The sequence below is a fragment of the Comamonas denitrificans genome (genome assembly GCF_017368815.1).
Taxonomy (GTDB): domain Bacteria; phylum Pseudomonadota; class Gammaproteobacteria; order Burkholderiales; family Burkholderiaceae_C; genus Comamonas; species Comamonas denitrificans.
On sequence record NZ_JAFNME010000002.1, the window covers coordinates 87,055 to 106,540 of the forward strand.

Annotated in this window: 17 protein-coding genes; 5 read left to right on the plus strand and 12 right to left on the minus strand. The window is 63.0% G+C overall.

Features of this window, described 5'->3' with window-relative positions; translation table 11 throughout:
• Positions 1 to 86: 86 nt before the first annotated feature.
• Positions 87 to 1,457 carry an FAD-binding oxidoreductase gene (locus tag J1777_RS01330; RefSeq protein ID WP_207574030.1) on the minus strand — a complete coding sequence of 457 codons (1,371 nt, stop codon included), beginning with the start codon at positions 1,455 to 1,457 and terminating at the stop codon, positions 87 to 89.
• Positions 1,458 to 1,569: 112 nt separating this feature from the next.
• Entirely contained in the window at positions 1,570 to 2,232 is a 663-nt protein-coding gene (locus J1777_RS01335; RefSeq protein ID WP_207574031.1) for an alanine racemase, read from the minus strand.
• A 109-nt stretch (positions 2,233 to 2,341) separates the two neighbouring features.
• Here J1777_RS01335 and lplT point away from each other — a divergent pair, with 109 nt between their 5' ends.
• Together lplT and J1777_RS01345 are read left to right on the plus strand one after the other, a co-directional pair.
• Positions 2,342 to 3,667: a lysophospholipid transporter LplT gene (lplT, locus tag J1777_RS01340; protein ID WP_207574032.1), complete on the plus strand. Its 1,326-nt coding sequence runs from the start codon at positions 2,342 to 2,344 to the stop codon at positions 3,665 to 3,667.
• 77 nt (positions 3,668 to 3,744) lie between these two features.
• Positions 3,745 to 5,292, plus strand: coding sequence for a sulfatase-like hydrolase/transferase (locus J1777_RS01345; RefSeq protein ID WP_207574033.1), 1,548 nt, complete (start codon positions 3,745 to 3,747; stop codon positions 5,290 to 5,292).
• 5 nt (positions 5,293 to 5,297) lie between these two features.
• Here the strand turns inward: J1777_RS01345 and J1777_RS01350 are convergent, their stop codons facing one another.
• Together J1777_RS01350 and pyrE are read right to left on the minus strand one after the other, a co-directional pair.
• On the minus strand, positions 5,298 to 5,918 hold the full coding sequence (locus J1777_RS01350; RefSeq protein ID WP_207574034.1) for a DUF4124 domain-containing protein: 621 nt from the start codon (positions 5,916 to 5,918) through the stop codon (positions 5,298 to 5,300).
• A 70-nt stretch (positions 5,919 to 5,988) separates the two neighbouring features.
• Positions 5,989 to 6,693, minus strand: a complete 705-nt coding sequence (gene pyrE, locus J1777_RS01355) for an orotate phosphoribosyltransferase (protein ID WP_207574035.1) — start codon at positions 6,691 to 6,693, stop codon at positions 5,989 to 5,991.
• Between the two features lie 16 nt (positions 6,694 to 6,709).
• On the opposite strand from pyrE, the gene J1777_RS01360 reads away from it, so the two are divergent.
• Positions 6,710 to 7,513, plus strand: coding sequence for an exodeoxyribonuclease III (locus tag J1777_RS01360; protein ID WP_207574113.1), 804 nt, complete (start codon positions 6,710 to 6,712; stop codon positions 7,511 to 7,513).
• Positions 7,514 to 7,621: 108 nt separating this feature from the next.
• On the opposite strand, the gene metH is transcribed toward J1777_RS01360, so the two are convergent.
• The 7 genes from metH to J1777_RS01395 all read right to left on the minus strand — a co-directional run bounded on the left by metH (position 7,622) and on the right by J1777_RS01395 (position 15,281).
• The gene (metH, locus tag J1777_RS01365) at positions 7,622 to 10,378 is read right to left on the minus strand and encodes a methionine synthase (protein ID WP_207574036.1); all 2,757 of its coding nucleotides are present in this window, start codon (positions 10,376 to 10,378) and stop codon (positions 7,622 to 7,624) included.
• Positions 10,379 to 10,488: 110 nt separating this feature from the next.
• Positions 10,489 to 11,208 (minus strand): dienelactone hydrolase family protein, encoded by a 720-nt coding sequence (locus tag J1777_RS01370; RefSeq protein WP_207574037.1) that lies wholly within the window; start codon positions 11,206 to 11,208, stop codon positions 10,489 to 10,491.
• A 24-nt stretch (positions 11,209 to 11,232) separates the two neighbouring features.
• On the minus strand, positions 11,233 to 11,691 hold the full coding sequence (locus J1777_RS01375) for a hemerythrin domain-containing protein (RefSeq protein ID WP_207574038.1): 459 nt from the start codon (positions 11,689 to 11,691) through the stop codon (positions 11,233 to 11,235).
• A gap of 42 nt (positions 11,692 to 11,733) precedes the next feature.
• The gene (locus tag J1777_RS01380) at positions 11,734 to 12,372 is read right to left on the minus strand and encodes an ABC-type transport auxiliary lipoprotein family protein (protein ID WP_207574039.1); all 639 of its coding nucleotides are present in this window, start codon (positions 12,370 to 12,372) and stop codon (positions 11,734 to 11,736) included.
• A gap of 15 nt (positions 12,373 to 12,387) precedes the next feature.
• Positions 12,388 to 13,326 carry an MlaD family protein gene (locus J1777_RS01385; RefSeq protein ID WP_207574040.1) on the minus strand — a complete coding sequence of 313 codons (939 nt, stop codon included), beginning with the start codon at positions 13,324 to 13,326 and terminating at the stop codon, positions 12,388 to 12,390.
• A gap of 18 nt (positions 13,327 to 13,344) precedes the next feature.
• Positions 13,345 to 14,157 carry an ABC transporter ATP-binding protein gene (locus J1777_RS01390; RefSeq protein WP_207574041.1) on the minus strand — a complete coding sequence of 271 codons (813 nt, stop codon included), beginning with the start codon at positions 14,155 to 14,157 and terminating at the stop codon, positions 13,345 to 13,347.
• Between the two features lie 2 nt (positions 14,158 to 14,159).
• Positions 14,160 to 15,281, minus strand: coding sequence for an MlaE family ABC transporter permease (locus tag J1777_RS01395; protein ID WP_207574042.1), 1,122 nt, complete (start codon positions 15,279 to 15,281; stop codon positions 14,160 to 14,162).
• 288 nt (positions 15,282 to 15,569) lie between these two features.
• Between J1777_RS01395 and J1777_RS01400 the strand changes: the two genes are divergently transcribed.
• The gene (locus J1777_RS01400) at positions 15,570 to 16,322 is read left to right on the plus strand and encodes a sulfite exporter TauE/SafE family protein (protein ID WP_207574043.1); all 753 of its coding nucleotides are present in this window, start codon (positions 15,570 to 15,572) and stop codon (positions 16,320 to 16,322) included.
• 105 nt (positions 16,323 to 16,427) lie between these two features.
• Positions 16,428 to 17,363 carry a DMT family transporter gene (locus J1777_RS01405; RefSeq protein ID WP_207574044.1) on the plus strand — a complete coding sequence of 312 codons (936 nt, stop codon included), beginning with the start codon at positions 16,428 to 16,430 and terminating at the stop codon, positions 17,361 to 17,363.
• Between the two features lie 15 nt (positions 17,364 to 17,378).
• On the opposite strand, the gene mrdA is transcribed toward J1777_RS01405, so the two are convergent.
• Entirely contained in the window at positions 17,379 to 19,451 is a 2,073-nt protein-coding gene (gene mrdA, locus J1777_RS01410; RefSeq protein WP_207574045.1) for a penicillin-binding protein 2, read from the minus strand.
• Positions 19,452 to 19,486 lie beyond the last annotated feature (35 nt).

Below are 19,486 nucleotides of genomic sequence, written 5' to 3' on the forward strand. Positions count from 1 at the left end.
AGCTCTGTTTTATAAAAATGTCGATAATTTAACCATTTCTGTGCAGCAACTCCCTAGCGGATAAGCAGCGCAGGCGCTAAGACAATCTAAGCCGCAAACACCTTGCCCGGATTCAAAATCCCCAAGGGATCGAGCGCAGCCTTGATCGCCCGCATCATGGCAATGGCGCCGTCGCCGCATTCTTCGCGCAAAAAATCTTGTTTGTGGATGCCTATGCCGTGCTCGCCGGTGCAGGTGCCGTCCATGGCGATGGCGCGGCTGACCAGGCGGTGGTTGAGCTGCTCGGCACGGTCGCGCTCGGTTGCGTCGTCGGGGTCGATCAGGTAGCCAAAGTGAAAGTTGCCGTCGCCCACGTGGCCCACCAAGAAGAAGGGGATGGCGCTGTCTTGCGCGTCCTGCACCGACTCCAACAGCGCATCGGCCAGGCGCGAGATGGGCACGCAGGCATCGGTGGTGATGCAGCGGCTGCCCGGGCGGCTTTGCACCCCGGCAAAGTAGGCGTTGTGCCGGGCGGTGAACAAGCGGGTGCGCTCTTCAGGCGTTTCGGCCCATTCAAAGTCTTGCGCCCGGTGCTCGGCGGCAATGGCCTGCACTTGCTCGACCTGTTCCTGCACGCCCGCTGGGGAGCCGTGAAATTCCATCAGCAGCATGGGCGCTTCGCGCAAGCTCAGTTGGCTGTAGCGATTGACCATGCCCACGGTGGCGGCATCCAGCAGTTCGACCCGCGCAATGGGCACGCCCATTTGGATGGTTTCAATCACGGTGTGTACGGCATCGGCGATGCTGGCAAAGGTGCAGGTGGCGGCGCGCACGGCCTCGGGCAGGGGGTGCAGGCGCAGGGTGATTTCGGTGAAGATGCCCAGTGTGCCTTCGCTGCCGACCAGCAGGCGCGTGAGGTCGTAACCGGCGGCGCTTTTCTTGGCGCGGTTGCCGGTGCGGATGAGGTCGCCGCTGGCGGTGACGGCCTGCAGCGCCAGCACGTTCTCGCGCATGGTGCCGTAGCGCACGGCGTTGGTGCCGCTGGCGCGGGTGGCGGTCATGCCGCCGATGGTGGCATCCGCGCCGGGGTCGATGGGGAAGAACAGGCCCAGGTCTTTGATGGCTTCATTGAGCGCTTTGCGCCGAATGCCCGGCTGTACGGTCACCGTCATGTCCTCGGCATGCACCTGCAGCACCTGGTTCATGCGGCTCACATCCAGGCTGATGCCGCCGTGTACGGCCAGCAAATGCCCTTCTAATGAGGTGCCCGCGCCGTAGGCAATGATGGGCACGCCATGCTGGGCGCACAGGCGCACGGCATCTTGCACGTCCTGGGTGCTTTCGGCAAAGACCACCGCCATGGGCGGCGGTGCGGTGATGGATCCTTCATCGCTGCCATGCTGCTCGCACAGGGCCGCTGCGGTGGAGCATTGCTGGCCAAAACGCTGGCGCAGGGTGGGAAGAAAATCGGGGGACATGCGGGGTTCCTTTTTAAAAATAATAGCTGTTAGCGCTTTAAATAAAGACAATTTTTAATGTTTTATTGAAATTTCGTTATCAATAAAGCGGGATGTGCTGCAAATATGTGCTTTACATGCAGCACATGAATTCCACATCCCAGCCGTGCTGCTCGGCCTGCTGGGCCAAGCGGTGCAGGCTGGGCCAGGGCAGGGCGGCCTGTAAATGCACGGGCACGGCGATGCTGCGCAGGCCAATCCAGTCTTGGGCCACGGGCTGCAAGGCCGCCATGAGTGCCGTGGCCGCCGCGCCATCGCTGGCCTGGGCCCACAGGGTGACATCTTCCACCTGGGGCAAGGCGGCCAGCCGGGCGTAGCGACTGCGCAGGTGCTGGGCGGCCATGCCGTGCGCCCCGGCCAGCAGCAGCACGGGCTGGGGCTGCTGGCTTTTGTGCGCGGCCAGCCAGTCGATTTGCGCGGCCTGGCCAATGCCGTGCCACAGCCCCAGGCGCGAGCACGCCTCCAGCCCGCGCGCATCGGCCACCCCGGGCAGCAGGGCCAGGGGGCCGCGCCAGCCCAGGCGGCGCAAGCGTGTGGCGCTGGCCGTATCGGGGGCGATAAAGCCTTCGGCTGCCTGCAGCAGGGCAAATTGTGTGGCGATGCGGTCAGCCCCCGTCCCTTGCCCTGCTGGCTCCTGCGGCGCCACGGCAGCCCACAGGCGGGCGGTTGGCAAGGTGGCCGCCAAGCTGGCCAAGGCGGTGGTTACAAAATCATCGGGGGCAGGGGTGGGCATCATTACAAGTTCTCTCAACGTGCGTGCGATTCTGACACTGGGGCACGTGATATAAACCTTGTCTTATTTGTTACAGGCCAGCGACCCCGCTGGCCTAGTGATTTTGAATTGCATGAAGCGCGGTTTCTACACCATCATGGCGGCGCAGTTTTTCAGCTCGCTGGCCGACAATGCCTTGTTCGTTACCGCGATCGCACTTCTGCGCAGCGCGGGGGCGCACGAGTGGCAGCAAGCGGCTTTGGTGCCCATGTTTGCCCTGTTTTACGTGGTGCTGGCCCCTTTTGTCGGGGCGTTTGCCGATGCCATGCCCAAAGGGCGGGTCATGCTGATCAGCAACACCATCAAGGTGCTGGGCTGCCTGCTGATGCTGTGGGGGGCGCATCCGCTGCTGGCCTACTCCATCGTGGGCCTGGGGGCGGCGGCGTATTCCCCGGCCAAGTACGGCATCCTGACCGAGTTGCTGCCCTCCTCTCAACTGGTGCGCGCCAATGGCTGGATTGAGGGGCTGACGATCAGCTCCATCATCCTGGGGGTGTTGCTGGGCGGCCAATTGGTTGGCCCGGTGGTTGCGCCCCTGCTCATGGGGCTGCACCTGCCCGGTGTGGACAGTGCCCCCCAGGCCGCCATTGCCGTGCTGGTGCTGGTGTATGCCCTGGCCGCTTTGTTCAACCTGGGCATTCCGCGCACCAGCGCCCGCTTGGTGCCATTTTGGCAAAGCAGCCACCACGCCAGCAGCCCCTGCGCCGACCCAGGCAGCGGCCGCCGCAGTGCGGGGGTGTGGGGCTTGCTCCAAGATTTTTGGCGCTGCAACGCCAGCCTGTGGGGCGACAAGCTGGGGCAAATCTCGCTGTCGGCCACCACCTTGTTTTGGGGCGTATCGGGCAATCTGCGCTACATCGTGCTGGCCTGGGCCGCCGTGGCGCTGGGGTATGACACGACCAAGGCCTCTGCCCTGGTGGGCGTGGTGGCCCTGGGCACCGCGGCCGGAGCCATTTTGGCGGCCATGCGCATGCGTTTGCAGTACGCCACCCGCACCATTCCGCTGGGCATTGGCATGGGGTTGTTGGTGCTGGCGATGAACTTCATCAACGAGCTGTGGCTGGCGGTGCCGTTTTTGATTTTGTTGGGGGGGCTGGGCGGCTATTTGGTCGTGCCCATGAATGCCTTGCTGCAGCACCGTGGCCATTGCCTGATGGGCGCGGGCCGATCGATTGCGGTGCAAAACTTTAACGAGCAAATTGCCATTTTGGCGCTGGGGGCGCTGTACAGCCTGGCCTCGTGGGGGGGGCTGACGGCCTACGGGGCGATTACCGCCTGTGGCCTGCTGGTGGCCATCAGCATGTGGCTGATTGGGCGCTGGTATGTCTTTAACTGCCGCAACCACGGCGGCGAGATGCGCAAGCTGCTGACCATTGCCCGCAGCGATAAAAGCGAATAAGTAGCAGCGAATAAATATAAAAATTCATAGCTATTAGCGCTTATTTAATAAGGCGTTAAGCCGTATTTTTTAAAAATATGCGTTCTATCCATACTCAAACTTGGCGGGTCATTGCCGCTTGGCTGTTGTTTTTTACGCCCGCTTTGCTGCCGGGCCTGTCTGCCTCGGCCCTGGGCCACCTGCTGTTGGCGGCCTGGTGTTTTGCGCCCGTGCTGTTGGTGCGCCCGCTGCTGCCGCTGGTGCTGGGGGGGCTGGCGCTCTTGGGCTGCGCCAACATTGTGCATGCCAGTTTTTTTGGCGCTTTGGTGGATGAGTTTTTCTTGGCCACCTTGCTGCGCACCACGCCGACAGAATCCCTAGAGTTTGTGCCCACGGTGCCCGGCCGGGCCTGGGCCACGCTGGCCCTGTGGCTGCTGGCCTGTGCCTGGGCCGGGCGCACGCTGTGGCGCACCCTGCCAGCGCTGCGCGGCACCTCCTTGCTGCTGCGCAGGGTGTGGCAGGGGGCCGGGCTGTTTTGGGCGTTGGTGCTGGTGTATGCGCTGATTCAGCAGCTCAATGCCAATACCTTTATGCGCAAGGCCAAGAGCCTGTATCCCCTGCATGTGGTGCGGGCCGCCATGCGCCAGCAAGAGATTGCGGCCGGGCTGTTTCTGCCACCCCTGCTGCCCAGCAGCGCCCCCAATGCCAGCAGCCAAGTCGATACCATCGTGGTGGTATTGGGCGAAAGCGCTACCGCCCACCGCTGGTCGTTGCTGGGTTACCAGGGGGCCCCTACCAATGCCCCGCTGGCCAGCGTGCCCGGCATCGCCGCCACCACCGTGCTGGCCCAGGGGTGGAATACGGCGGCCGCGCTGCCCTACATGCTGACGGGCATGTCGGCCCTGGACAGTACCGCCCGCCGCGCACCATCGTTTCTCGATCTGGCCCAGCACGCTGGCTATAAAACCTTTGCGTTCAGCAATTCGCGTTTTTTCAGCTTGCACGAAGACTTTTTCAGCTACGCCTTGCGCCGTGCCAGTGCGGTGTATCAAAAAGTGGGCAATGGCGATTTGGATGAGGTGCTAACGCGCAGCCTGCGCACGGCCTTGGCCGATCCGGCCCCGCGCAAGCTGATCGTGCTGCACACCTATGGCAGCCACCCACAGCTGCAAGAGCGCACACCGTCCAGCTACCGCGCCGTGGCCGATGCCTACGACAACAACACCCACTACAGCAGCCATTTGCTGGCGCAGTGGATTGGGTTGTTGGAGCAGGCCAGCAGCCCCCACCGCAGCGCCTTGCTGCTGTACACCAGTGACCACGGCGTGCTGCTGCCGCCCTGTGCCGATGATTACCGCCACGGGGCCGGCCTGAGCAGCCTGGAGGTGCCCATGCTGGTCTGGGCCAACCCGGTGACCCATGCCCAGCATGCGCCGGTGTTGCCGATCTTTGCCCAAGCCCCCCAGGCCGGCGGGCCGGGCCAAGCCCCCGAACACTCCAACGCCCTGTTGGCCGAAACGGCGATGCGGGCGGTGGGGTATGGTGCCTTGCTGGAGCAAGCGGACTGGCCCGGCAGCGCCCAGCCTGGCTTTAATGGCATTGCGTGGGCAACGCTGCGCCAGCGCAATGCCTGCACGCTGCAATAAAAAAGCTAGGGCTGCTCCCCGGCCCAGAGCTTTTCCAGCCGCCGCCCTTCATCGTCAAAGCGCAGCATGGTGCGCTGGCGGTTGAGCTCATTGGTCTCGATGGACTGTTTTTGTGCCGCTACGGCCATTTGGGCGGCTTTCACGGCCCTTTGGGCTTCTGGTGTGGGGTTGCTGCCCTGCGCGGCCAAATCTTTTTGTGCTTGCAGGTACAGCTCATCCAAGCTGGCCAGCCGTGCCCGGGCCATGGCCTGCACCTCGTCGAGTTGCTGCGCTTGCTGCAGGCGCGCGGCCTCATGGGCATCGCGATCGGGGTAGCGCAGCAAGAGGGCCTGGTTTAAGCGCCGTTGCTCGGCGATGCGCTCGCGCTCGCGCTGTTGGTGCTCGCGCTCGCGGGCGGCTTGCTCGCGCTCGCTTTTGGTTAAAACAGGAGGGTGCGGCTGGCGCTCTACGCCGCTGGGGCCCAGCACGCGCTGCTCCCGGTCGAGGCATTCCGGGATGGGGCGATCGGATACCAGGCGGCGGCCCCGATCATCCACACAGGAGTACACCGCAGAACTTTGCGCCCACCCGCTGGCGCACACCAGCACCAGCCCTGCGGCGATCCCTCCTGAAAAATAATGACGCATATCCTGGTTCCGCCTGTGTCCCCTGCGCTGTGGAGCCCTTGGTGTCGTTGTGGTGTATTTGCTGGCGCGCTTACCCGGCGACCCCGTACCGCTGGCGGTACGCGGTGACGCGCTGGTAGTGCTCGGCCATGGTGGCTTCGCCATCGGCTTGTTGGCCCAAGTAGGCCAGTAAATCGGCCAGTGTAGCAATAGCGCAAACCTGCAGCCCCAGTTGCTGGCGCACGTATTGCACGGCGCTGTGCGCAACGTCCTGGCCGTTTTCGGTGGCCATTTCCTGGCGGTCCAAGGCAATGGCCACCGCATGCGGGGTGGCCCCGGCGGCCTGGATGAGGGCAATCGATTCGCGCGCTGCGGTGCCGGCGCTCATCACGTCGTCGATGATGAGCACGCGGCCCTGCAGCGGGGCCCCAACCAGGGTGCCGCCTTCGCCGTGGTCTTTGGCTTCTTTGCGGTTGTAGGCAAAGGGCACGTTTTTGCCCATGTGGGCCAGTTCCACAGCCACCGTGGCGGCCAGCGGAATGCCTTTGTAGGCGGGGCCAAACACCATGTCAAACTCGATGCCGCTGGCCACAATGGCCTGTGCATAAAATTGGGCCAGGCGGGCCAGCTTGGCACCGTCATCAAACAGACCGGCGTTAAAAAAGTAGGGACTCATGCGCCCGGCTTTGGTTTTGAATTCACCAAAGCGCAACACGCCCGCTTCCACCGCAAAGGCCACAAACGCTTGGGCCAAACCTGCAGCATCTACTGGCTGCGTGACTTCTTGATTCGACATGACAACTACTTCTTCCCTGTTTCAACTGACCAGCCTGAATTTGAACGGCATCCGCTCTGCAACCACCAAGGGGCTGGAGGCTTGGCTGGCCACCATGCGGCCCGATTGTATTTGTGTGCAAGAGTTAAAAGCCCAGCAAACCGACATTGCTGGGCGCTTTGAGGCCCTGGCCGGGCTGCCGGGCTGGTTTCACTGCGCTGAAAAAAAGGGCTATTCCGGCGTGGGCATTTACAGCCGCCACGCGCCCAGTGACGTGATTGTTGGCTTTGGCAACCCCGAGTTTGATGCCGAGGGTCGCTACATCGAAGCGCGCTTTGACACGCTGCAGCGCAAGCGCTCCATCATCAGCAGCTACTTTCCCAGTGGTTCTTCGGGGGAAGAGCGGCAGGCGGCCAAGTTTCGCTTTCTGGATGCCATGCATGCCCACCTGATGGCGCTGAAAGAGGAGCGGGACTTTATTTTGTGCGGCGACATCAATATCGCGCACACGCAAAAAGACATTAAAAACTGGCGCAGCAACCAAAAAAACAGCGGTTTTACCCCCGAAGAGCGCGCCTGGATGGACCAGCTGCTCAGCGACGATCCGGCCCGTGGCGGCTTGCGCGATGTGTACCGCCAGCTGGAGCCTGAGGCCACCGACGCAGGCTACACCTGGTGGAGCAACCGGGGCCAGGCCTATGCCAACAACGTGGGCTGGCGCATTGATTACCACCTGGCCACCCCGGCGCTGGCCGCTTTGGCGCGCAGCAGCAGCATCTACAAGGGGGAAAAGTTTTCTGACCACGCGCCGCTGACGGTCGGCTACGACTGGGCGTTTTAATAGATGAGCTGTTTACGCACGCAGATAAAAGGTTTCATGCATAAAAATGCATGAAACCTTGATTTAATCAACGCAAACAGCTTTTAAAATCAGAGCAAACCTCGCCCATCACCCCAGGTTGGGGGCCAGGCGGCGGCGCAGTTCTTCCACGTCCATGCCCCGGCGCTGGGCCATGTCTTGCACCTGATCGTCGCCAATCGTGCCCACGCTGAAGTAGCTGGCCTGCGGGTGGGCCAGGTAAAAGCCGCTGACGCTGGAGGCCGGGTGCATGGCCAGGCTCTCGGTCAGCTGCATGCCGATTTCGTCGGTGCGCAGGGCTTTGAACAGGTCGATCTTGGGCGTGTGATCGGGGCAGGCCGGGTAGCCGGGGGCGGGGCGGATGCCTTGGTATTGCTCTTTGATGAGTGCCTCGTTGTCCAGGGCTTCATCGGCGGCATAGCCCCACAAATCTTTGCGCACGCGCTGGTGCAGGCATTCGGCAAAGGCTTCGGCCAGGCGGTCGGCCAGGCTTTTGAACATGATGCTGCTGTAGTCGTCCAGCGCGTCGAGAAATTCTTTTTCTTTTTTCTCGCTGCCAATCCCGGCGGTGACGGCAAACAGGCCGGCGTAGTCGGCAATGCCGCTGTCCTTTGGGGCGACAAAGTCGGCCAGGCAGCGGCTGGGGCGCAACTTGCCTTCGGCATCCACCTGTTTTTCGGTTTGCTGGCGCAGGCCGTACCAAGTCATCAGCACCTGGCTGCGGCTTTCGTCGGTGTAGAACTCGATGTCGTCGCCCACGCGGTTGGCCGGGTACAGGCCCAGCACACCGTTGGCTTGCAGCCAGCGGCCTTCGACGATTTTTTTCAGCATGGCCTGCCCGTCGGCCAAGACTTTGCGGGCTTCTGTGCCGACGATTTCATCGTCCAGGATGGCGGGGTAGGGGCCGGCCAAATCCCAGGTCTGAAAGAAGGGGCCCCAGTCGATGTACTGGGCGATTTCGGCCAGATCGAAGTTTTTGAACACGCGTCGCCCCAGGGCGCGGGGGGCCACGGGGGGCGGGTTGGCAAAGTCCAGCTGCGGCAGATTGGCGCGGGCTTTGGCCAGGGGCCACAGGGGTTGCTTTTTGCGCTTGGCGTGCAGTTGGCGCACGTGTTCGTAATCGGCGGCCACTTCGGCCAAGTAGGTGGCGCGGTTCTCGCCCAGCAGGTTTTGCGCCACGCCCACGCTGCGCGAGGCATCGGGCACGTAGATGACCGGGCCGTTGTACTGCGGGGCGATTTTCACGGCGGTGTGCACGCGCGAGCAGGTGGCCCCGCCGATCAAGAGTGGGGTCTGGCGGCTGCGGAAGTACTCGTCTTTGTCCATTTCGCCGGCCACGTACTGCATTTCTTCCAGGCTGGGGGTGATCAGGCCCGACAGGCCCACCATGTCGGCGTTCACCTCTTTGGCCTTGGCCAGGATTTCGTGGCAGGGCACCATCACGCCCATGTTGATAACGTCAAAGTTGTTGCACTGCAGCACCACGGTGACGATGTTTTTGCCAATGTCGTGTACGTCGCCCTTGACGGTGGCAATCACGATCTTGCCTTTGCTGGAGACGTCGATGCCTGCCGCCTCTTGCTGGCGCTTTTCTTCCTCGATGTAGGGAATGAGGTGGGCCACGGCCTGCTTCATCACGCGCGCGCTTTTCACCACCTGGGGCAAAAACATTTTGCCCGCGCCAAACAGGTCGCCGACGATGTTCATGCCGTCCATCAGCGGCCCTTCAATCACGTGCAGCGGGCGGCCGCCTTGTTGCACCACGAGTTGCTGGTAGGCCTCTTCGGTGTCTTCGGTGATGAAGTCGGTAATGCCGTGTACCAGCGCGTGCGACAGGCGCTCGCCCACGGTTTTGGGGTTGTCGGGCGTGCCGCGCCATTCGAGTTTTTTGCTCTCGTCCTTGGCCGCGCCTTTGGCGGCTTCGGCAATTTCCAAGAGGCGTTCGGCGGCATCGTCGCGGCGGTTCAAGACCACGTCTTCCACGCGCTCGCGCAGCTCGGGGTCCAGGTCGTCGTACACCCCGACCATGCCGGCATTGACGATGCCCATGTCCATCCCGGCCTGGATGGCGTGGTACAGAAAGACGGTGTGAATCGCTTCGCGCACCGGCTCGTTGCCCCGAAAGCTAAAGCTCACGTTGGAGACCCCGCCGCTGATTTTGGCCCCCGGCAGGTTGGCCTTGATCCAGCGCACGGCGTTGATGAAATCGACGGCGTAGTTGGCGTGCTCTTCGATGCCGGTGGCAATGGCGAAGATGTTGGGGTCGAAGATGATGTCTTCGGGCGGAAACCCCACCTCATCGACCAGGATGCGGTAGGCGCGTTCGCAGATTTCGATCTTGCGCTCAAAGGTGTCGGCCTGGCCTTTTTCGTCAAAGGCCATGACCACGGCGGCCGCGCCGTAGCGTTTGATGAGCCGCGCCTCGTGCTTGAATTTGTCCACCCCTTCTTTCATCGAGATGGAATTGACAATGCCCTTGCCCTGCAGGCAGCGCAGGCCCGCTTCGATCACTTCCCACTTGGAGCTATCGACCATCACCGGCACTTTGGCGATGTCCGGCTCCGAGCCGATCAGGTTCAAAAAGCGCACCATGGCGGCCTTGCTGTCGAGCATGGCCTCGTCCATGTTCACGTCGATCACCTGGGCGCCGTTTTCCACCTGCTGGCGCGCCACGGACAGGGCTTCTTCGTACTGCTCGTTCAGAATCATCCGCGCGAAGGCTTTGGAGCCGGTGACGTTGGTGCGCTCGCCCACGTTCACGAACAAAGAGCCCTCACCGATAAACACCGGCTCCAGGCCCGAAAGCTTCATGGGGGGAATGGTCTGAACAGGGGGCACGGTGGACATAGAACTCACTTCATCGAATAAAAGGCAAACAGGGCCGCGATTTTACCTTTGTAAATAGATAGCTTTAACCGCTTGAAAATAGTGTGTTTAAAGCGGTTTTATGCCCAAATTCAAGGTAGTGAAAGCGCAAGGTGCTGGTCAAAGAATAGCAAGGTGCGGTCTTTGGCCTGGATGGCGCTGTCGTGGTCGTAGCTGGCGCGCAGGTCGCAGTTAAAGCCGTGCTCGGCCTCATAGATATGCGTTTGCACGGACGGCTGGTGGGCCGCTTGGGCTTGTGTGGCGTGGGCAAAGGCCAGCACTTCTTGCAGGGGGATGATGGTGTCGCGCCGGCCAAAGTGCGCTTGCACCGGGCAGCGGGGGCGGCGCGTGCGTTCGCGCTGGCTGGTCATGCCGCCGCCGTAGTAGGTGACGGCCGCCGACAGCTCGGGCACCTGGGCAGCGGCCCGCCACGTGACCAGGCCGCCCCAGCAAAAGCCGACCATGCCCACTTTGCACGGGGCCTGGGCCAAGGCCCATTGGGCGCTGGCTTGCACCTGTTGCAAGATGGCATCGGGCATGGCTTCGGCCTGGGCTTTGTACCGGCGGCCTTGGGCCACGTCGGCCTCGCTGTAGCCCAGGTCCAGGCGCGGGGTAAAGCGGGCGAATAAATCAGGCGCGATGGCCAAAAATCCCCGGGTGGCCATGCGGTCGGTGACGGCCCGGATGTGGCTGTTTACGCCAAAAATTTCTTGCCCCACGATGACCGCGCCACGCAAAGCGCCCGGCGGGTGGGCGGCCCAGGCCGAAAAGGGGGTGCCATCGGCGGCCTGCAGGTCAATCCACTGTCCCATCGCATGTCTCCTGGGCTCTTTTTTTTAGTGGCAACCGCAACCTGTGCTGGCCGCTGCTGGGGTGGGCGCGGCCGCCACGGGCTGGGCATGGATGTCAAACCCGGTGCTTTGCAGGTGGTAAACCAAGGCGGCATCCATGGTTTTGGCGTGGTAGCTGAACCAGTGGGCCAAGTCGGGAATCATCGCCCGGATGGCGGCCAGATCGCCTTGCGCCCCTTTGGCCGCGCCGTCGCGCAGGATGTCCAGCACCGCTTGGTGTTGGTGAAAGTGGCAGTTGTCCGGGGCAAAACCGGTGGCCAGCATCCAGCGGTTTTCCATGGCGAAGTGCTCCTCGGTGTGGCTGACGATGGTGTGCCACAGCGCCAGCAAGGCGGCATCGTCGGCGCTTTCGGCGTGGGTGAGTAAATCGACAAATTCACGGTGGACGGTGTCCAGCTCTGGTAAGTCCAGCTGCAGTTTGTCGTCCCATTGCAAGGTGGCCATAAAGGGGTCTCTCTTTGGAGAAAGTGGATGAAAAAAACAAGCTTAACGGGCGGTGGCGGTGGTTTGTAGCCATTGGATCAGTTGCTGGCCCACGGCATCGGTGGCCTGGCTCAGGGCGGCCGCACCGCCGGCCGCATTGGCGCTGGGGGCGGGGATGGTGGCGGTAAACAGCTGTTGGCCCAGCAGCACTTCACCGGCCGCTTGGTAGCCCATCAAGGTGGCCCGCAGGCGAATGTTGGCGCTGCTGTGTGCGGACTGGTCAAACACTTGCTCAAACTGCTCCAGCGCCAGCAGCAGCACGGGGGGCGCTTGCCCGGCCACGCTGGGCGGGATGCGCCCGCCTTCGGCGCTGAGCACCACGCGCTGGCCTTGGCTGAGCCATTGGCGCAGGCGCTCTTGCACCAGCAGCTCGGGCGGCAGGCTCCAGTGGGCTTGGCTATAAGCGTGCCGGTGGTGGGGTTGGGCGTAGGCCAGGCGGTAGTGCATGGCGGTGGTGCTGCCCTCGGCTTGCCAGGGGGCCTGAATATCGGCCAGTACCACGGCAGGGGGGAGCGCGGCGGGCATTTCGGCCCAGGTGGCCAGGCCCAAATCAAAGCGTTCGGGCTCTTGCGGCGGGGTGGGCAGGCTTTGGCAGGCGGTCAGCAAAACCGTCAAAACCAGGGGGGATAGGCGCAGCAGCATGGCAATCTCGCAAGGTTAAGGGGTGGCGGGCGCTGGGGGGGCAAAACCGGGCTCGCCCGGGCCGGGGCGCACGGTGCCATTGCCGTAGATCAGGGACTGCGGGTTGGCATCAATATTGGCCATGGTGTGGCCCATTTGGCGCGATGCCAGGCCCAAATCGCTGCTGGCGCGTTGGATGCCTGGCAGGGTGTAGCGCTCAAAGCGCTGGGCCGATTGCACCAGCGATTGGCTGCCGGTTTGCAGGTGCTGCAGCACCCCATCGGGGGCTTGCAGCCGGTCGGCCAGTTGGCCAAATTTTTCTCCGGTGCTGGTCAAGGTGCGGATGCCGCTGCGGCTGTCCTGCACCAAGGCGGGCAGCTCTTGCAAGATCGGATCGACGCGCTCGCCCAGCTGTTGCAGCGTGCGGTTGGTGTGGTTGAGGTTGTCCAGCAGCAGGCTAAAGCGCTCTTGGTTGGCATCGCCCAGCAGGCGATTGATGCGTTCGGCGGCTTCGTCGGCACGGCTCAAAATCATCATGCCCTGGTCGGCCAGCACGTTCAGCGGTGACGACTTCATGGGCAGGCGCGGCAGTCCGCTGGGGCCGATGGGCTGGATGGGCGAGGGGCCGGGCTCGTCGTCCAGCTGCACATGGGCAATGCCGGTGACCCCTTGGTAGCCCAGTTGGGCGTAGGTGTAGCCGGGCTGGACGGGGGCTTGGCTATCAACCGCGATGCGAATGAGCAGGTGGCCATTGCGCTCGTGGTCAAAGCCAATGTGGGTGACTTTGCCCACGGCCACGCCCTTGTAGCGCACGGTGGCCTGGGGCTGCAGGCCGCTGATGGCATCGGTGGTGGACAGCTCGTAGCTGGTGTACTGGCGCTGGTCACGCGTGAGCCACAGGGCCAGGCCAACCAGCATGCTGGCCAGCACCAGCATGAAGATGCCGGCGGCCATGGCGTGGGATTTGTTTTCCATGGGGCAGTTGCTCCTTTGTTAGGCGGATGCCGGGGCGGCAAGGGGGGTGGCGCTGGGCGCTGGGGCCATGGCCCGGCGGCCCCGCTCGCCCTGGAAGAAAGTGGTGGTAAAGGGGTGGTCAAACTGTGCCACTTCCTGCGCCGTGCCGCTGACCAACACGCGCTTTTCGGCCAGCACGGCCACGCGGCTGGACAGGGCAAACAGGGTGTCCAGATCGTGGGTGACCATGACCACGGTTAGGCCCAAATCAGCCTGCAGTTGGCGCAGCAGTGCGCAAAATTCGTCCGAGCTGGTGGGGTCCAGGCCGGCGGTGGGTTCATCCAGCAGCAGCAGTGGCGGGTCCATGATCAGCGCCCGCGCCAGCGCTACGCGCTTGATCATGCCGCCGGACAGATCGGCCGGGTTGCGGCTGGCGTGCTCGGGCTTGAGGCCCACCATTTGCAGCTTGATCATGGCCGCTTGGCGCACCACGGCATCGGGCAGGCCGCCTTGCTCGCGCAGGGCAAAGGCGATGTTGTCCAGGACGCTGAACGCCGAGTACAGCGCCCCGTGCTGAAACAACATGCCCACGCGGGCCGAGGCCCCGGCGCGGCACAACTCGGCGGCGGGGCGGCCCAAGGTGGTGACCCGGCCTTTGCCCGGTTGCAGCAGCCCCAAAATTTGCCGCAGCAACACGGTTTTGCCGGTGCCCGAGCCGCCAACGATGGACAGCATTTCGCCCCGGTGTACCTGCAGGTTTAAATCTTGGTGGACGGCAAAGGCCTGCTCGCCTTGGCCAAAAATGCTCCACAGCTGGTCGATGTCGATCATCACGTCGGACGGGCTGGTCATGCTTAGAACCCCACATCCTTGAAGGCCACGGCAAAAATCGCATCGACGATGATCACCATGGTGATCGAGCTGACCACCGAGGCGGTCGTGCCCGCCCCCAGGCTTTGCGTGTTGGGCTGCACGCGCAGGCCCCAGTGGCAGCCGATCAGCGCAATCCACACCCCAAACACCATGGCCTTGGTGCTGGCCAGCCACAGGTTGCTGACCTCTACGGCGCTGGGCAGGGCTTGCCAGAAGTAGGCCGGGGAGATGCCCATGGTCAGGTCGGCCGCCACAATGCCGCCAAGCAAGGTCGCCAGCGTGGTCCACAAACTAACCAGGGGCATGGCCAGTGCCAGGGCCATGGCCCGGGGCAGCACCAAGCGGTAGCCGTGCGAAATGCCCATGACTTGCATGGCATCCAATTCTTCGGTGACGCGCATCACGCCAATTTGCGCCGTGATGGCCGAGCCCGAGCGCCCAGCCACCAAGATGGCGGCCAGCAGGGGCCCCAGCTCCCGAATCAGCGAGATGCCCAAAATATTTACGATAAAGGCTTCGGCCCCAAACTGGCGCAGCTGCAGCGCCATCAAATAGGCCAGCACCACGCCAATCAAAAAACCAACCAAGGCGGTAATTGGCAGGGCCGTGGCCCCCATGTTGAACAGGTGGCCAGAAAAATCACGCCACGGCCCCTTGTGGGGGGCCCGCAACAGGCGCAGGGCATCCAGCCACAAGCCCCCGATCAGCAGCAAGATGTCGCGGCCATGGCCCAAGGCGGCCAGCACCAAGGTGCCCAAATGCTCAATCGAACGGCCAAAGTAATACGGGCGCTGCGCCGGGGGGGTGGCGCTGGCAAAGCGGGCCACGCGCTCGAGCATGGCGCGTTGGCTGGGGTGGGTGTGCAATTGCGCGGGCCACTGGCCCTGCCAGTGCTGCCACAGCAACTGGGCCCCGAGGTGGTCCAGCCAGGCCAGCTGCGTCAAATCCCACACGGCCGCCGTGCCATGCCCGGCCAGCTGGCGCTGCAGGCGTTGCCATTGACCGCGCTGGCCCAATTCGGCGGCCCCCCAGCGGCCCAGCAGCACAATGTGCTGGCCTGCGGCGTGTGTTTGGGGCTCAAGGCGGGGGGTGGGGTCGGTCATCAGGGGAGTGGTTTTAGCACAAATTGTTGCGGGGCTGACCTGGCCGTTGGCTGGCTGACGATCTGGGGCATCGTTACTGACGATTGTACCCTAGGGAAAACTCTGTCTTATAGAAGACTTGTCTGCGGTTACATTGGCGGCACTTCTAGCGCTGCGAGACAACAGCGCGTGGAGGGCCCGAGGAGACAACTCGATCCATAACTAGAAATTTTTATCCAAGCGCCCGTCATGAGGTGTAGATTTTTTCCATAGCGCCGGTTTATCCGGCGCTTTTCTTTTTGGTGCGTGATGGAGTGGATAGTTGTTACCCTGGCCTCGGCCCTGGCGGGCATGGTCGATGCCATCGTGGGCGGCGGCGGGCTGATTTTGCTGCCGGCGTTGTTTGCGGTTTTTCCGGGGGCGGCACCAGCGACGTTGTTTGGCACGAATAAAAGTGCCGCCATTTGGGGCACGGCGGTGGCCTCGTGGCAGTACAGCCGCCGCGTTGCGGTGCGCTGGCCGGCGCTGTGGCCGGGCATTGCGGCGGCCTTTGCCGGGGCCTTTGCCGGGGCCTGGAGCGTGACGCTGATTGACCCGAGCTTTCTGCGCAAGTTGCTGCCGCTGATTTTGCTGGTTTTGCTGGTCTATACCCTGGCCAAAAAAGAGCTGGGGCGCACCCATGCGCCGCTGTTTCAGGGCCGCCAAGAGCAGTGGCGCACGGCGGCCATTGGGGCGGTGATTGGGTTTTACGATGGCTTTTTTGGGCCGGGTACGGGCAGCTTTTTTGTTTTTTTGTTGGTGCGCACCTTGGGGTATGACTTTCTCAATGCCTCGGTGAGTGCCAAGTTGCTCAATTTATCGACCAATATTGCCGCCCTGCTGCTGTTTGCCGCCAAGGGCCATATTTGGTGGCACTTTGCCGTGCCCTTGGCGCTGGCCAATGTGCTGGGCAGTGTGCTGGGCAGTTGGCTGGCCCTGCGCCATGGCACGGGGTTTGTGCGGGTGATCTTTATTGTGGTGGTCGGTGGCCTGATTGTGAAAACGGGGATGGATGCAATTTAAATAGCTGGTACCGCTTGTATATAGTCGTTTTATTTGAGTTTTGTATAAAAAATGACATTTAATAAGCGGTTAAAGCTATTGTTTATGATGATTTTGGCCACTTGTATGACTGCTACTGCCTCTTTTCGCTACGCCGGGGTGCTGGCCTTGCTGGGCGTGACCTTGGTGTGGGGGACAACCTTTCCAGCCATGAAATTGCTGGCCAACGATGTGCCGGCGTTGCACATTTTGGCCCTGCGCTTTGGCTTGGCCAGCGTGGTGTTGCTGCCGCTGTTTGTGCGGCTGCGGGGGGCGGAGTGGCGCTGGGGGCTGGTGCTGGGGCTGCTTAATTTCATCGCCTTTTGGTTGCAGACCGAGGGCTTGGCGCTGATCAGCAGCAACCGCAATGCGTTTATTACCGGCTTGAATGTGTTGATCGTGCCGCTGCTGGCCTGGGTGGTGTTGCGCCGCCCGATGGGCTGGGCCATTGCGCTGGCCTGTGCCTTGGCGCTGGGCGGTTTGCAGCTGATGTTTTTTGAGGACAGCGCCTGGAGCTGGGGCGATACGCTGACCCTGTCCAGCGCCGTGTTTTTTGCCTTGTTTATTTTGACGCTGGAGCTGTGCGCCCTGCGCAACCGCCAGCAGCCGCTGCGCGCCACGCGGTTGGCGGCCGTGGTGTCGCTGACCATGTGCGCCTGCAGTGTGCTGGTGGCCCTGGGGATGGAAGCACAGCCTTTGCTCGGCGTGGCCCGCAGTTTGCCCTGGGGCAGCTGGCTCTCGCTGGGGTATTTGGCGGTGGTCGCCAGCGTGGGCGTGGTGGTGCTGCAAGCCTGGGGCCAGCAGCGGGTGGATGCCACGCGCAGCGCCATTATTTATGGGCTGGAGCCGGTGTTTGCCGCCATCACCGCCTGGTGGTGGATTGGTGAGCGCATGCACGCGCAGGCCATGCTGGGGGCGGCGTTGTTGGTCAGCGCCTTGATGGTCAGTCAGTGGGGGAGTGCGCCTGCCAGTGCGCCCCAGGCCGCCAAGCCCAGGGGGCGCGCGGCGGTGGCCCCCCATTAGAACGTGAATACGTTCTTAGTCCTCGGCAGCGCCATCTTGGGCGACCTCTTCGGGGGCAGGGGCTGGCGGTGCCTTGGCCGCAGCCGCAGGGGGCACCCAGGGGATGGCGCGCGGTGACAGGCCCGGAACGCTGATGCGCTCGTAGTGGTTGAGCATGTCGGCGGCGCGGCGTGGGGTACCGATGGGGGTGCGGGCCAGGCCTTGGCGGCTGGCGGCCAAGTCTTGCTCGCTGGGGTAGTGGCCCAGCAGCCAGTAATCGAACACGCGCCGGGCGATGGGGGTGGCGGCGGTGGCCCCGAAACCCGCGTTTTCCACAATCACGGCCAGGGCGATTTCGGGCTGGTCTGCGGGGGCATAGGCGATGTACAGCGAATGGTCGCGCTGGCGCTCGGCCAGTTTGGCGGCGTTGTAGCGCTCTTTTTGGCCGATAGTCACGGCCTGGGCGGTGCCGGTTTTGCCCGCCGAGGTGTACGGTGCGCCGGCAAAAATGCCCCGTGCCGTGCCTTCTACCGTGACGGCTTGGGTGGCTTCACGCACGGCCTCGATGTTTTCGGGCTTGTAGCCCAGGGACAGGCCCGGCGGCTGCGGCAAGGCGTGGTATTGCCGCGTGACGGCATCAATGCGCCCCAGGCCCAAATGTGGCTGGTGTTGCACGCCCCGGTTGGCCAGCATGGCCGTGGCGTAGGCCAGTTGCAGCATGGTGAAGTGGTTGTAGCCCTGGCCAATGCCCAGGGAAATGGTTTCGCCGGCGTACCAGCGTTTTTGTTCCGGGCGTTTGTAGGTGTTGCGCTTCCACTGCATGCTGGGCAGCACGCCGGGGGATTCGCCCTCCAGGTCAATGCCGGTGGGCCGGCCAAAGCCCATGGGCGAGAGGTAGTCGTGGATCAAGTCCACGCCCATGTCGTTGGCCAGCATGTAGTAGTACACGTTGGACGATTTGATGATGGAGCGGCGCAAATTGGTCGGCCCATTGGGGTGGCCCGAGCGGAAGGTGTGGCCACCAAAGGTCCAGCTGCCGTTGTCCTGGATGGTGGTGTCGATCTTGCGCTTGCCCGATTCCAGCCCCGCCAAGCCCATGAAGGGTTTGTAGGTGGAGCCGGGCGGGTAGGTGCCCCGCAGGGCCCGGTTGAGCAAGGGGCGGTCGATGGAGGTGTTGAGCAGGTCCCAGTTTTCCTGGTCAATGCCGCCAATGAACAAGTTGATGTCGTAACCCGGCTTGCTTACCATGGCCAGCACTTCGCCATTGCGCGGGTCGATGGCGACCAAGGCCCCCCGGCGCTCGCCAAACAGGTCCTCAACCAGCTTTTGCAGGCCCACGTCCAGGCTCAGCACCAAGGTGTCGCCCGGTATGGCATCGCGGCTGTTCAGGCGGCGCACGGCAAAGCCGCCGGCGGTGGTCTCTAGTTGCTCCCAGCCGGTTTGGCCGTGCAGTTGTTTTTCGTAGCTTTGCTCAATGCCCAGTTTGCCGATGACTTCGGTGCCACGGTAGTTGGCGGCATCGTCGGATTCGTCGATCAGCTCCTGCTCTTTGGTGTTGATGCGGCCGATGTAGCCCACCACATGGCCAGCCACTTCCCCCAAGGGGTAGGTGCGAAACAAGCGGGCTTTGACATCCACCCCGGGAAAGCGCCAGCGCTGGGCGGTGAAGCGGGCCACTTCCTCGTCGGTCAGCCGGCTGCGCAGGGGGATGGATTCGAAGCTTTTGCTATCGGCCATCAAGCGCTTGAACTGGCGGCGGTCGCGGGCGCTGATGGGGACGATTTCAGAGATGGCCTGGATGGTGGCCTCCAGGTCTTCGACCTGGGAGCGGGTGATCTCCAGCGTGTAGGCCGAGTAGTTGGTGGCCAGCACAATGCCATTGCGATCCACAATGCGCCCGCGATTGGGCACGATGGGCACCACGGCGGTGCGGTTGCTCTCGGCCCGCTCGGAAAAAGCCGCGTAGCGTTGCACTTGCAGCACAGACAAACGGTAGGCCAGTAGCGCAAACAGCAGCAAGACGACCAGCCCCAGCACAAACACCCGCAGGCGAAAGCTTTGTGTTTCGGCTTGGGTGTAGAGGCTGCGAAAATTTAAACGACTGGCCATGGCGGCGCTCCCATCCCTTCGCGTCCTGTGCGCAG

Bases quoted from the DNA above. Each gene is read 5' to 3' on its own strand.
- metH (WP_207574036.1), bottom strand. From the start codon at position 10,378: ATGTCCACCGTGCCCCCTGTTCAGACCATTCCCCCCATGAAGCTTTCG.
- J1777_RS01385 (WP_207574040.1), bottom strand. From the start codon at position 13,326: ATGGAAAACAAATCCCACGCCATGGCCGCCGGCATCTTCATGCTGGTG.
- J1777_RS01380 (WP_207574039.1), bottom strand. From the start codon at position 12,372: ATGCTGCTGCGCCTATCCCCCCTGGTTTTGACGGTTTTGCTGACCGCC.
- lplT (WP_207574032.1), top strand. From the start codon at position 2,342: ATGAAGCGCGGTTTCTACACCATCATGGCGGCGCAGTTTTTCAGCTCG.
- J1777_RS01350 (WP_207574034.1), bottom strand. From the start codon at position 5,918: ATGCGTCATTATTTTTCAGGAGGGATCGCCGCAGGGCTGGTGCTGGTG.
- J1777_RS01370 (WP_207574037.1), bottom strand. From the start codon at position 11,208: ATGGGACAGTGGATTGACCTGCAGGCCGCCGATGGCACCCCCTTTTCG.
- J1777_RS01345 (WP_207574033.1), top strand. From the start codon at position 3,745: ATGCGTTCTATCCATACTCAAACTTGGCGGGTCATTGCCGCTTGGCTG.
- J1777_RS01330 (WP_207574030.1), bottom strand. From the start codon at position 1,457: ATGTCCCCCGATTTTCTTCCCACCCTGCGCCAGCGTTTTGGCCAGCAA.
- mrdA (WP_207574045.1), bottom strand. From the start codon at position 19,451: ATGGCCAGTCGTTTAAATTTTCGCAGCCTCTACACCCAAGCCGAAACA.
- J1777_RS01395 (WP_207574042.1), bottom strand. From the start codon at position 15,281: ATGACCGACCCCACCCCCCGCCTTGAGCCCCAAACACACGCCGCAGGC.
- J1777_RS01335 (WP_207574031.1), bottom strand. From the start codon at position 2,232: ATGATGCCCACCCCTGCCCCCGATGATTTTGTAACCACCGCCTTGGCC.
- J1777_RS01390 (WP_207574041.1), bottom strand. From the start codon at position 14,157: ATGACCAGCCCGTCCGACGTGATGATCGACATCGACCAGCTGTGGAGC.
- J1777_RS01405 (WP_207574044.1), top strand. From the start codon at position 16,428: ATGACTGCTACTGCCTCTTTTCGCTACGCCGGGGTGCTGGCCTTGCTG.
- J1777_RS01375 (WP_207574038.1), bottom strand. From the start codon at position 11,691: ATGGCCACCTTGCAATGGGACGACAAACTGCAGCTGGACTTACCAGAG.
- J1777_RS01400 (WP_207574043.1), top strand. From the start codon at position 15,570: ATGGAGTGGATAGTTGTTACCCTGGCCTCGGCCCTGGCGGGCATGGTC.
- pyrE (WP_207574035.1), bottom strand. From the start codon at position 6,693: ATGTCGAATCAAGAAGTCACGCAGCCAGTAGATGCTGCAGGTTTGGCC.